Genomic DNA, 12,763 nt, shown 5'->3' on the forward strand with positions numbered 1-12,763 from the left:
GGGGTCCGACAGTTCCGTGGAGACAGTCGTTGGGGAGCAGGCAGAAGGGACCGTCGGGAGGCCCGGGAAGGTGCGTGGTCGGCTCGGGGAGGGTCGGGGACCGTAGCCTTGCGCCCATGAGCCTCCAGCGTCTCGACGTCCCCGCCCTGCGACAGGCCTTGCGGGCCGCCAACTACACCATCGACGCCGTGCTCGACCGGATCGGGCAGGCCGGGCAAGAGGGGCTCCAGCGCAACTCGACGATCCCCGCGCTGGTCGCCATCGAAGGCCATGACGACCCGCAGGCCACCTTGATCAAGCTGTGGCTGCTGCAACGGGCCGTGCCGCGCGACGCAGCCGCGGCCGCAATTCCGCTCGACAACCTGGTCGACGCAGGCTTGCTCGCCGTGGGGGACGAGCAGGTGCGCGCGCTGGTCGACGTGCGTCCGTACGGCGCCGAAGGCCCCGGCGCTGGGGGGTCCGGAGCTGGGGAGTTCGGGGCTGGGGGGTCCGACACCGACGACGCCACCGAGCTGGACGCCTGGGTCGTCAGCGACCTGACCCCCGGACTCGACCAGGTGGTCACCCGAACCCGTCCCGACTACGTGCTCGGCGTCTCCCCGGCGTCCAGCTCCCTGACCCAGATGACCATCCCCACGCACGTCGGCTCCGCGCTCGACCTGGGCACCGGCTGCGGGGTCCAGAGCCTGCACCTGGCCACCCACGCCGACCGGGTCGTCGCCACCGACATCAACCCGCGCGCCCTCCAGATGGCCGCCATCACCGCCGAACTGAACCAGGCCGATTACGAGGTGCGCGCGGGATCGTTGTTCGAGCCGGTCGCTGGGGAACGCTTCGACCTGGTCGTCACCAATCCGCCCTATGTGATGAGCCCACCCACCACCGAGGGTGAGCGCCTCGTCTACCGCGAGGGCACCCTGGCCGGCGACGGACTCGTCCGCACGATCATCACCCAGTCTGTCGACCACCTCACCGACGGCGGGACGCTGCAGGTGCTTGGGAACTGGGCCATCACCGCCGACCAGCCCTGGCAAGACCGCCTCGCCAGCTGGGCGCCGCCCGGTTGCGACCTGTGGGTGGTCGAGCGCGAACGCCTGGACGTGCACCACTACATCGAGGTCTGGCTCACCGACGCGGGCCTGGCCGGCAGCCCCGAATGGGAGCCCCGCTACCGCGAATGGCTGGCCTACTTCGACCAGCTGGGCATTGTCGGGGTCGGCATGGGCTGGCTCACCGTCACCCGCGCCAACCGCGCCGAACCCATCGTCCGCATCGAGTCGTGGCCCTATGAGGTCTCCCAGCCCGTGGGCGCCGCCATCGCCGAACACCAGCAGTGCTGGACGAATGCCGCGCTGCCAACCGCCGAGCTGCTCGGCCGGAACTGGCAGCTCGCCGCGCACGTCACCCAGGAGGCGCTGGGCGAACCCGGCGCACAGGATCCGCAACACATCGTCCTGCGCTCGGGTGCGGGACTGCGCCGCGCGATGGAGGTCGACACCGCACTGGGCGGCGTCCTGGGAGCCTGCGACGGCGACCTTGCCCTCGGCCAGATCACCGCGGCCCTGGCGCAGATCCTCGAGCTCGACGAGGCAGAGCTGGTCGCATCCGTCGAACCGGGCATCCGCCAGGCCCTGCGCGACGGTCTGCTGGGCTGAGGCGGAACCGGAGCGTCGGCGCAGGCGGCTACCATGACCACACGCGGGCCGGTTCGATCGAGATGGTCCATCTCGACGCCGTCGCCCGGCAAGCCGGCCTTGACCGGACAGCACCCAGCAGCGAAGGCATTGCAACCATGGCACCCAGCACCCGCCGGCTCGTGATCGTCGAGTCGCCCACCAAGGCGACCAAGATCCAGGGCTACCTCGGCGACGGCTACATCGTGGAATCCTCGCGCGGTCACGTCCGTGACCTGCCCGGTGGTGCCTCGGAGGTGCCGGCCAAGTTCAAGGGTGAGAAGTGGGCGCGCACCGGCGTCAACGTCGAGGCCGACTTCGAGCCCATCTACGTCGTCAACGCCGCCAAGAAGGCGACGATCAAGAAGCTCAAGGACGACCTGAAGAACTCCGACGAGCTGCTGCTGGCCACCGACGGTGACCGCGAGGGCGAGGCCATCGCGTGGCACCTGCTGCAGGAACTGAAGCCGAAGGTGCCGGTCAAGCGGATGGTCTTCCACGAGATCACGAAGAAGGCCATCACTGACGCCGTGGAGAACACCCGCGACCTCGACCTCGACCTGGTCGATGCGCAGGAGACCCGCCGCATCCTCGACCGCCTCTACGGCTACGAGGTGTCCCCGGTTTTGTGGAAGAAGGTCATGCCGCGCCTGTCGGCCGGACGCGTGCAGTCGGTCGCCACCCGTCTGGTCGTCGACCGGGAGCGCGAACGCATCGCCTTCCGCGCCGCCTCCTACTGGGACCTCGAGGCGATCCTGGACGCCGGCGCGTCTGCCGAGCCCCGCCAGTTCAGCTCCCGCCTGACGACCCTGGACAGCCACCGGGTCGCCACCGGACGTGACTTCGACGCCACCGGTTCGCTGAGCTCCCGCAACACCCTCGTCCTGGACGAGGCCGCCACCGCAACGTTGCGTGAAACGCTGCAGGGCAAGCAGTTCACCGTCACCTCGGTCGAGCAGCGTCCCTACACCCGCAAGCCCTACGCCCCCTTCCGCACCACGACCCTGCAGCAGGAGGCCGGTCGCAAGCTCGGCATGAGCGCCCAGCGCGCGATGAGCGTCGCCCAGGAGCTCTACGAGGGCGGCTTCATCACCTACATGCGTACCGACTCGGTGACGCTCTCGGGCCAGGCCATCCAGGCGGCCCGCCAGCAGGCCGAGCAGCTCTTCGGCCACGACTACGTGCCCGACAAGCCGCGCGTCTACACCTCCAAGGTGAAGAACGCCCAGGAGGCGCACGAGGCCATCCGTCCCGCCGGTGAGACCTTCCGCACCCCTGCCCAGACGGGCCTTCGCGGCGACCAGTTCCGGATGTACGAGCTGATCTGGATGCGCACCATCGCCTCCCAGATGACCGACGCCAAGGGCCACAGCCTGACGGTGAAGATCGAGGCGCCGGTCGGCGCCGAGGTGGCCGGCCAGCGGGTCACCACCGCGGGTTTCACCGCGTCGGGGCGCACCATCACCTTCCACGGCTTCCTGAAGGCCTATGTCGAGGGCTCCGACGAGCCGGATGACGGCGGCGACGACGAGCAGGCGCGCCTGCCGAAGCTCGCCGAGGGCCAGCAGCTGAGTGCCGCGAAGCTGAACGCGGCCGGTCACGAGACGCGTCCCCCGGCCCGCTACACCGAGCCCTCGCTGGTCGCGAAGCTCGAGGAGCTGGAGATCGGGCGTCCGTCCACCTATGCCTCGATCATCCGCACGATCACCGCGCGTGACTATGTCTTCAAGAAGGGCTCCGCGCTGGTGCCGACCTGGCTGGCCTTCGCGGTGACCCGGCTGCTGGAGGAGCACTTCCCCAAGCTGGTCGACTACACCTTCACCGCCGCGATGGAGAGCGACCTCGACGAGATCGCCAACGGCAACCTGAAGCGCCTACAGGTGCTCAACGAGTTCTACTGGGGTGCCCGCTCGGGCCAGCCCGAGGCTGACACCACGCCCGCCGCCGAGGGTTCCGAGCTGGCCCCCAACGGCCGCGAGGGCCTGTACCAGCTGGTCAACCACCTGGGCGACATCGACGCCCGCGAGCTGTCGACCTTCCAGATCGGTGAGGTGGACGACCAGGTCAACGTCCGGGTGGGGCGCTACGGCACCTATGTCGAGGACGAGCAGGGACGCCGCGCGAATGTCGCCGACGAACTGCCGCCGGACGAGCTGACCCTGGAGCACGCCAAGCAGCTGCTGGAGAACCCGATGGGCGAGGAGCGCGAGCTCGGCCTCGACCCGGAGAACCACACCCCGATCGTGGCGCGCAATGGCCGTTTCGGCCCGTATGTCACCGAGGTGCTGCCCGAGGACTCCCCGAAGGGCGTCAAGGCGCGCACCGGTTCGCTGTTCAAGACGATGAGCGTGGACGACGTGACGCTGGAGCAGGCGCTGCGGCTGATGAGCCTGCCGCGCGTGGTCGGCACCGACGCCGAGGGCGTCGAGATCACCGCGCAGAATGGACGCTACGGCCCCTACCTCAAGAAGGGCACCGACTCGCGCTCGCTGGCCAGCGAGAGCCAGATCTTCGACATCACGCTGGACGAGGCGTTGGCGATCTACGCCCAGCCCAAGCAGCGTGGACGCGCGGCTGCGGCGGCGCCGCTGAAGGAACTCGGGCCCGACCCGGTCTCCGGGAACCCGGTGCTGGTGAAGGACGGACGCTTCGGCGCCTACGTCACCGACGGTGAGTACAACGCGACGCTGCGCCGCGACGACTCGGTCGAGTCGATCACGATCGAGCGCGCCGCCGAGCTGCTGGCCGAGAAGCGCGCGAAGGGCCCGGCCAAGAAGACCGCGCGGAAGACGACCAAGAAGGCCACGAAGAAGACGACGGCTGCCAAGAAGACCACCGCGGCGAGCAAGACCACAGCGGCGAAGAAGACGACCACGGCCAAGACGAGTGCTGCGAAGACGACGGCCACCAAGAAGACCGCCGCCCCCCGCACCCCCAGCAAGGCCACCACCCCGGCGAGCGAGGCCTGACATGTCGTTGCGGGCGCTGCGCTTCGAGATGCCCTTTGCCCTGGCCGAGCCGATGCTGGTGCGGCCCGAACTGGGCATCGAGCGGGTTGTCGCGCGCGGCGCAGGCCACTGCGTCACCCGCGACACCACTCTGCTCGACACCGCCGACAACCGGCTACTGCGCGCCGGCATCGTGCTCGCGCACCGCGTGCACGATGGGCTCGGCGAGTGGTACCTGGACGCGCCGGGCTGGGGCCCGTGGTTGCCCACCAACCGGATCGAGCCGTTGGGCGCCGACGGTGACCTGCCCGAGGAGTTCGCCCTGCTGGTGCGTCCCTTCCGCCGGTCCGCGACGCTGGGACCCGTAGCCGCGATCACCCTCAAGCGCGTCGAGTGGCGCGTCCTGGGCACCGACGATGAGGCGCTCGGGCTGCTCCGCGACGACCGGCTGACGATCCGTCGCGGCGGGGTGACGATTGGACGGCACCGCGAAGTCACCGTCCGTCCGGCCGACGCGATGACCCGTGAGCAGCGCACCCACCTGTCGGAAGCGCTGGTCTACTCCGGTGGCACCCGAGTGGGCGCCTTCCCCAGCCTGGTCGAGCGCCTCGGCGCCCCCGCGACCGGGCTGACGGACTTCGGCGGGCCGCGCGAGTGGAACGACGACTTCACCCTTGAGGGCTTCGTCTCCTGGCTCTTGAGCCAGCGACTGACCGCACTGCTGCGCGCCGACCTGGAGCTGCGCAATCGTCCTGAGGGCGAGGGGAAGGCGCTGCTCGAGGAGTTGCGCGCCCTGCAGCGCGAATTGCGCGGGGTCTCCTTCGCCCTCGATCCGGGCTGGCTGGCGGCCGTCGAGCAAGACCTGGGGGCCGTGATCTCCCTGCCCGAGGGAACCCGGATCAACGCGCTGGGTGATGAGTACTTCCGGGTGCTGGACGCGGTGGTCTCGGCCGTCCGTGCTCCCCGGCTGGGTGACCACTCCCGCCATGGCGCCGCGCAGGAGTTCCGCCACCAGCTGGTGGCTGCCACGACGATCCTGTTCGACCGGGCCGAGTCGTTGAACCTGGCGACCCCGGACGAGCGCTGGGCCGCCTGCCTGGCGAGCGCCCGACAGCTGCAGTCGATGGTCCATGTCGCCGAGCCGCTGCTCGGGCGTCCCGCGCGGCGCGCCGGGAAGACGGTCGACACGCTGGCCGAGCTGCTGTCCGGTGCCCAGACGTGCATCCCGTCGTCGCTGGTCGAGCCGGGCTGGAGCGTGGACGAGGCCTTCGAGGCCGGACGCGAGCTGGAGCGCGCCCTGCAGCAGCGAGCGGCTGGACGACTGGACTTCATCGACCACTGGCCGAAGCTGCGCCGTGAGATGCTCCGCGCGAAGGAGTCCTCCGAGCGGCGGCGCAAGAAGGGCAAGAAGTGACCCCTCCTCACGCCCCCCGAGCGGCGAGCAACGATCCCCGAGCGCGTCGAGGGGTCTTCGTCGTCTTCGAGGGCGGGGACTCCGCCGGCAAGACCACCCAGGTGCGGGCCCTCTCGCGCTGGCTGACCGAGCGCGGCGTCGCCTTCACGACCACCCACGAACCCGGCGACAGCTGGCTGGGCGCCCAGGTGCGCAGGCTCGTCCTCAGCCCAGACTCCGGCCCGATCGGGCCGCGCGCCGAGTGCCTGCTCTACATCGCTGACAAGGCACAACATGTGGACGAGGTGGTTGGTCCCGCGCTGGACCGCGGCGAGGTGGTCGTCAGTGACCGCTATGTCGACTCCACCATCGCCTACCAGGCGGCAGGGCGTTTCCTGGCCGCCGACGACGTCGAGACGATCGCCCGCTGGGCCACCGGATCGCTGCGTCCGCACCTGACCGTGCTGTTGGACGTCGACCCAGACCACGCGGTCAACCGCCTGCACACGAAGGACCGGATCGAGCGCGAGGGCGACGACTTCCACCGCCGGGTGCGGGCCGGTTTCCTGGCCCTTGCCGAACGGGACCCCGAGCACTACCTGGTGCTGCCCGCGAGGGACTCGATCGGGTCGATCAGCCAGCGGGTCCGGGAGCGCCTGGAGCCGCTGCTCGCAGAAGTGTCAGTGCCTGCTGACACGATGGGCTCGTGAACACACCAGCGGTCGGCCAGGGGGTCTGGGCTGAGCTCGTCGGGCAGGAACGCGCCGTCGAGGTGCTGCGTCGCGCCGTCACCGGTGAGCGTCACGCGATGACCCACGCCTGGCTGGTCACCGGGCCTCCGGGTTCGGGACGCTCGAACGCCGCCCGCGCCTTCGCTGCCGCACTGCAGTGCCGCACCGGCGGCTGTGGCCACTGCAATGACTGCCGAACCTCGTTGTCAGGTGCCCATCCCGACGTCACCCTGGTGCGCACCGAGCAGCTCTCGATCGGCGTGGACGAGGTGCGAGAGTACGTCCGCCGGGCCGCGATGAGCCCCACCAAGGGACGCCGTCAGGTGATCGTCGTGGAGGACGCCGACCGAGTCACGGACCGTGGCGCGGACGCCCTGTTGAAGGCCATCGAGGAACCCGCGCCCAAGACCGTCTGGCTGCTGTGTGCACCGTCCGCGGAAGACGTGATCGTCACGATCCGGTCCCGCTGCCGCCAGCTGCAGCTCGCCACCCCGCGCGATGATGCCGTCGCCGAACTGCTCGTCCGTCGCGATGGGATCGACCTCGCGCTGGCCTCCCATGCAGCCCGCGCCGCGCAGGGCCACATCGGACGGGCACGGGTGCTCGCCCGCAACGAGGAGGCCCGCAATCGGCGCCACCAGGTGCTGCAGATCCCCGGCCAGCTGTCCAGCGTCGGTGCGTGCCTGACCGCCGCCGACAACCTGGTGAAGGCGGCCACCGATGAGGCGACGAAGGCCACCGCCGAGATCGACCAGAAGGAGCGCGCGGAACTGGAACAGGCCCTCGGCTTCGGCGCCAAGGGAGCCCGTCCCCGCAATGCCCAGGCGGCGATGAAGGACCTCGACGACCAGCAGAAGGCCCGCGCCAAGCGGTTGCAGCGTGACGCCCTCGACCGGGTGCTCACCGAGCTGACCACCTGGTACCGCGACGTGCTGTCGCTGCAGACCCACGGCATCGACCCCTCGGCCGCGACGGGTGCGCACCTGATCAACGGTGACCTGCGCTCCCAGCTGGAGAAACAGGCCCGCGCCTGCACGGCCGAGCGGACGCTGCGCCGCATCGATGCGATCCTGGCCTGCCGTGAGGCACTGGAGACGAATGTGGCACCCCTGTTGGCGATGGAGGCAATGTTGCTCTCGCTCGGCGAGCGGTAGCGCCCCGACCGGTGCACTCGCTGGCAGGGGGAGGGGTGTCACTACCCGTCCCTGCGTCGTCGTGCTGGGAGACTTGAGGGGACTAGTGCCCGCGCGGCAACCAACTTCCCCAGCAGCGAAGGGACGCAGCAATGACCCAGCCCGAGTACGGCAACGAGCCCACCCGCATCATCTCCACCGCCGACGAGCAGGCCGAGATCGAGCGTCGCCGCGCCGAGGAGCGCGCCGCCCGCAACCGCTCCCTCGGCGTGGTGGACCACTCCAACGAGCCCGCCGCCTACGCCACCCCCGTGCCGAAGCCCACCACTGACAAGGCACTGCCCTCGCTGGGCCTGTTCCTGTTGCGCCCGGTGACGGCCGCGATCATGGGCATCCACGGCTTCCAGAAGCTCACCGACATCGACTCCACCCGTGCCTTCTTCGAGTCGCTGAACATCCCCTCCCCGCTGTACGCGGCGTGGGGCACCGGCGTCGCCGAGGTGCTCGCCGCCGTCGCCCTGGTCTTCGGCTTCGCGACCCGGCTGGCTGGCCTGGGCATCGCCGCCATTGCGATCGGTGCCCTGGCGATGGTCAAGTGGGGCAAGGAGAACCCCTTCCAGAGCGGTGTCCCGGGATTCACCGGCGAGCTGGAACTGCTGCTCGCCGGCGTCGGTCTGGCGCTGTTGTTCCTGGGCGCCGGCCGCTGGAGCATCGACGGCTCGATCCGCGCGTCCCGTCGTCGCAACAAGTACGGCAACTGAGCCACACCGTTTCTGGCAGACGAACGTTCTGGCAGACGAACGCCCCTCGACCCGCCCGGTGGGTCGTGGGGCGTTCGGTTTCGTCGCCGAACGGGACGCACCACTCAAGGGCGGTCGTCTTCGTTCTTTCCTTGTCGTAGTGGTCGTACCAGCGCCCACTAGGGTGGCATCCATGTCTCGCGTCATGGCCGTCACCTTCGAGCAGTACGGCCAGCTGCACTACCTCGATCCCGGCGAGAACTCCTATGCCGTGGGCGACTGGGTGCTGTACCCCACCGAGAACGGCCCCGAGGTGTGCCGCGTGGTGTGGGCGCCGGAGCCCTCGTCCGAGGAGCCCGCCGCTGCCCTGCCGCTGTGTGCCGGGCGGGCCGACGCGGACGCCCTGGCCCGGGACGAGCGCAACCGCGCCGCCCGTGCCGAGGCCATGGCCGTGTCCCGGGAGCTGGTCGCTCGGCACGGGCTGGCGATGAAGGTGGTCGCCGTGGACCTGGTCGACCGCGCCATCGACGTCGACCGGATGGTCGCCATCTACTTCAGCGCGCCTGAGCGCGTCGACTTCCGCGCCCTGATCCCCGACCTGGCCAAGACGCTGCGAGCCCGCATCGACCTGCGCCAGGTGGCCGCCCGCGACGCCACTCGGCTGACCAGTGGCATCGGGCAGTGCGGACGGGAACTGTGCTGCTCCACCTGGCTGCAGACCTTCGAGCCCATCAGCATGCGGCTTGCCCGCTCGCAGAGCATGGCCGGCAACCCGCTCCAGATCCAGGGCCAGTGCGGCAAGCTGATGTGTTGCCTGGCCTACGAGCACCCGCTGTACGCGGAGTTCGAGCGCAATGCCCCACCGATCGGGGACGTGGTGACCACCGCCTCCGGTGACGGGAAGGTCATCGGCCATTCCGCGCCCGGGCAGTCGGTCACCGTCCGCTTGGAGAACGGGGAGGTGCAGCGCTGCCCGCTCACCGAGGTCTGCCCGAAGTCCAAGGCCCGCAAGGAACGCCACTCCAAGATTCGCCGCCAGGCCGACCAGCCCTGAGCCGTCCAGACGGTCGGGCGACCAAACCTCAGCCCTTCCAGTTGGCCAAGAAGTCGTCCACCTCGGCGCGCGTCGGCGAGGTCGCCGGGCCCTTGCGCGTCACCTTCACCGCCGCCGCCGCATTGGCCCGACGCGCGGCCGCCAACCAGTCGCCACCGTTCAGCGTGAACTCGGCGTTCAGCACGCCCGTGTGGCAGTCGCCGGCGCCATTGGTGTCGACGGGCTTTTGCGGGTAGCCGGGGAGCATCGTCGTCGTGCCGCCGATCCGCACCGCGCAGCCCTCCTTGCCGTCACGCACGATCGTCACGGCGTCCTTGGGCAGGAAGTGTGCACACGCCTTGGCCGACTCCTTCATCCCGTGCACTGCCGAGAGTTGGTAGGCCTCGTCGGCGTTCGACGTCCAGACGTCCGTGCGGGCCAGGACGCGTTCGCGGATGGGCCGCGGCAGCGCGGAGAAGGCGGCGCCAGGGTCCAGGACGAGCTGTACCCCCGACGCGAGGGTGTCGAGCCAGGCCAGCAGCGGGTCGCGGGTGGCGGGCAGCACGAAGGAGTAGCCGGTGACATTCACCAGGTCACCCGGCTCGGGGGAGCAGGTGGCCAGCGATTCGACGCTGATCATCCGCTCGGCGCCCTGGGTGGTGACGAAGGTGCGCTCGGCGTTGGGCTCGATCATCACGAAGCAGATGCCGGTGTCGGCGGTCTCGACCGGGGGAGCGGACACGGTGATGTGCTCGGCGGCCATCACCTGCCGAATCAGGTCGCCATTGAGCCCGGTTCCATGAGCGCCGGCGTGCACTGACGCTGCGCCGGTGCGCGCGGAGGCCACCAGTATGTTCGTCGCGCCGCCGGCGTAGCGGTTGTAGCTGGTGGCCATCGAGTTGTCGCCGCGCCAGGGCAGTGCTGGGATGTCGACGACGACGTCGACGAGGGCCTGCCCGGTGTGGATGACGCGCGCCATCGGTTCCTCCATCACGGCTGGTGGCGGGCGTCCACGCTCGCCCACGGGTGGTCACAGGCTAGCGGCGTGGTGGCAGGCTGGTGCGCATGACGTCCCCCAGCGCTACTGACGCACAGCCCCTCGACTTCGAGCGCGTGGCCTACTACCCCGGCGACCCGATCCTGGGGCTGATCGACCTCTTCGCGGCGGATGAGCGGGAGTACAAGGTGAATCTGGGCGTCGGGGTCTACCTGGACGAGCACGGACGCCTGCCGTTGATGCAGGCCGTGCGGGCTGCGGAGCAGTCGCTGGCCGTCGACCCGGGCCCGCGCGGGTACCTGCCGATCGGTGGGACTGTTGGGTTGGCGCGGACGATCCAAGGGTTGGTCTTCGGTGAGGGACTGGTCGACCTGGACACCGTCGCCACCATCCAGACGCTGGGTGGCTCGGGTGCGGTGAAGGAGATGGCCGACCTGGCGCGCGTCGAGCTCGGGGTGACCAGGGTGATCGTCAGCAACCCGACCTGGGCCAACCACCGCGCGATCCTCGAGGGTGCGGGGCTGGAGGTGGGCACCTACCGCTACTACGACGGCGTCGGCCTGGACGTTGAGGGGATGCTCGCGGACGTCCGTGCTGCCGCCCCCGGGACCCTCGTCGTGGCGCACGCCTGCTGCCACAACCCCACCGGGTATGACCTGACCACGCAGCAGTGGGAGCAGTTCGCCCAACTGACCGCCGAACGGGGGCTGTTCGTGCTGCTGGACATGGCCTACCAAGGCCTCGGTGACGGGCTGGGCGAGGATCGCGCCGCCGTCGAGGTCTTCGCCCGCACGGGTCAGCGGTTCGCCGTCGCGAACTCCTTCAGCAAGAACTTCGGGCTCTACGGCGAACGCGTGGGTGGGCTGAGCGTGGTCTGCGACCGGGCCGACGAGGCGCGTCGGGTGCGCTCCCAGCTGTGCCGGCTGGTGCGAACGAACTACTCGTCTCCGGCGTCTCACGGAGCCGCGCTGGTGCAGCGGGTGCTGGATGACCAGGTACTGCGCGCCGACTGGGCCGCGGAGCTGACCCGGATGCGGGAACGGATCGTCGCGATGCGCGCCGCCTTGCGGGCCGGTCTGGAGGACCACGACCTGGATGGCGCCTTCGTCACCGAGCAGCGCGGCATGTTCAGCTTCACCGGGCTGTCGCCGGAGCAGATGCTGGCCCTCCGCGATGACTTCGGCGTCTACGGCACCGAGGACGGACGCATCTGCATCTCCGGGCTGAACGATGGCAATGTCGAGCACGTGGCGGGGGCGATCTCGGCGGTCAGCTGAGCTTCGGCGTTCGGCAGCGCACGGGAAGAATTCACCCCTCAGCCATGTCGCCGGGGTGGGTTGTCTGTCAGGGTTGGGGCATGGACATCACTCGTTTCCACGCCCTGACCACCGGACCCGTCGACGACCCCGAAGACGGCAGCGGCCTGCTGAGCATCCGCGAGTTGGGGACGGTGAAGGTTCCCTCCGGTCGGCTCGGGGTCAGCGACCCCTTCCTGAACTTCCACGAGCCCCTGACCTTCGAGGTGGAGCCGGGGGAGTACCCGGTGCGCGCCACAATGGTGGACGTGTCCGAGGACGCTGACGGCTCCGACCTGATCGAGGGCTATGTGTCGGTGGTGTTGTCGCAGGGTGTGCCGGTTGAGCTGGTGCCCGCCGTCGCCGTCTTCGAGTCCGACGACGAGGAAGGCGAGGACGAGGGCGAGTTCGACATGTTCGGCATCCCGGTCGAGGAGGGCGCGGTGGCCTTCGCGGACGCCGCCGCCAGCGAGGCCATGCCCGAGGACGCAAAGTTGCAGCTGTACCCCGAGGACGACGAGAGCCCCGACATGGCGGCCGACGTGACGATGGACTGGGCCAGCAATGGCGAGAACGTCGTGGTCAGCGGCTCGGGCTTCGGCGAGGGCTTCTACCCGGTCGTCGCGACCAAGGACGCGGACGGCAACCTGGTGGCGATCCACGTGGACCTGATGGTCGTCGGCGACCCGGGCTACCCCTTCGAGGACGAGGACTTCGACGACAGTGAGCTGGACGAGGAGCCCACCATCGACGTGGAGCCCGACCAGGGCGACGGTCGGGTCTCCGGCAAGTAGTCATCGCTGGGCGCCCCCTCGAGCAA

The 12,763-nt window shown here is 69.9% G+C and carries 10 protein-coding genes; 9 read left to right on the forward strand and 1 reads right to left on the reverse strand.

Features of this window, described 5'->3' with window-relative positions:
- Window positions 1-116: 116 nt before the first annotated feature.
- From ABD089_RS03835 to ABD089_RS03865, 7 genes are all read left to right on the forward strand, one after another.
- Complete coding sequence (locus ABD089_RS03835; RefSeq protein WP_343884886.1) at window positions 117-1,655, forward strand: DUF7059 domain-containing protein; 1,539 nt, start codon at window positions 117-119, stop codon at window positions 1,653-1,655.
- Between the two features lie 137 nt (window positions 1,656-1,792).
- Window positions 1,793-4,642: a type I DNA topoisomerase gene (topA, locus tag ABD089_RS03840; RefSeq protein WP_343884887.1), complete on the forward strand. Its 2,850-nt coding sequence runs from the start codon at window positions 1,793-1,795 to the stop codon at window positions 4,640-4,642.
- Window position 4,643: 1 nt separating this feature from the next.
- On the forward strand, window positions 4,644-6,035 hold the full coding sequence (locus ABD089_RS03845; RefSeq protein WP_343884888.1) for a CYTH domain-containing protein: 1,392 nt from the start codon (window positions 4,644-4,646) through the stop codon (window positions 6,033-6,035).
- Complete coding sequence (gene tmk / locus ABD089_RS03850; RefSeq protein ID WP_343884889.1) at window positions 6,032-6,724, forward strand: dTMP kinase; 693 nt, start codon at window positions 6,032-6,034, stop codon at window positions 6,722-6,724. The genes ABD089_RS03845 and tmk overlap by 4 nt, the downstream gene beginning before the upstream one ends.
- Window positions 6,721-7,899, forward strand: a complete 1,179-nt coding sequence (locus tag ABD089_RS03855; RefSeq protein WP_343884890.1) for a DNA polymerase III subunit delta' — start codon at window positions 6,721-6,723, stop codon at window positions 7,897-7,899. Before tmk ends, ABD089_RS03855 begins: the two co-directional genes overlap by 4 nt.
- A gap of 131 nt (window positions 7,900-8,030) precedes the next feature.
- Entirely contained in the window at window positions 8,031-8,639 is a 609-nt protein-coding gene (locus tag ABD089_RS03860; RefSeq protein ID WP_343884891.1) for a DoxX family protein, read from the forward strand.
- A gap of 172 nt (window positions 8,640-8,811) precedes the next feature.
- Window positions 8,812-9,672 carry a PSP1 domain-containing protein gene (locus ABD089_RS03865; protein ID WP_343884892.1) on the forward strand — a complete coding sequence of 287 codons (861 nt, stop codon included), beginning with the start codon at window positions 8,812-8,814 and terminating at the stop codon, window positions 9,670-9,672.
- Between the two features lie 28 nt (window positions 9,673-9,700).
- Here ABD089_RS03865 and ABD089_RS03870 read toward each other — a convergent pair whose 3' ends face one another.
- A complete protein-coding gene (locus ABD089_RS03870; RefSeq protein ID WP_343884893.1) occupies window positions 9,701-10,630 on the reverse strand; it encodes a PfkB family carbohydrate kinase in 930 nt (309 codons plus the stop codon).
- Window positions 10,631-10,716: 86 nt separating this feature from the next.
- Here ABD089_RS03870 and ABD089_RS03875 point away from each other — a divergent pair, with 86 nt between their 5' ends.
- On the forward strand, window positions 10,717-11,925 hold the full coding sequence (locus ABD089_RS03875) for an amino acid aminotransferase (protein ID WP_343884894.1): 1,209 nt from the start codon (window positions 10,717-10,719) through the stop codon (window positions 11,923-11,925).
- 80 nt (window positions 11,926-12,005) lie between these two features.
- Window positions 12,006-12,737, forward strand: coding sequence for a DUF4241 domain-containing protein (locus tag ABD089_RS03880; protein ID WP_343884895.1), 732 nt, complete (start codon window positions 12,006-12,008; stop codon window positions 12,735-12,737).
- Window positions 12,738-12,763 lie beyond the last annotated feature (26 nt).

The organism is Luteococcus sanguinis (genome assembly GCF_039527675.1).
In the GTDB taxonomy this organism is placed as follows: Bacteria; Actinomycetota; Actinomycetes; order Propionibacteriales; family Propionibacteriaceae; genus Luteococcus; species Luteococcus sanguinis.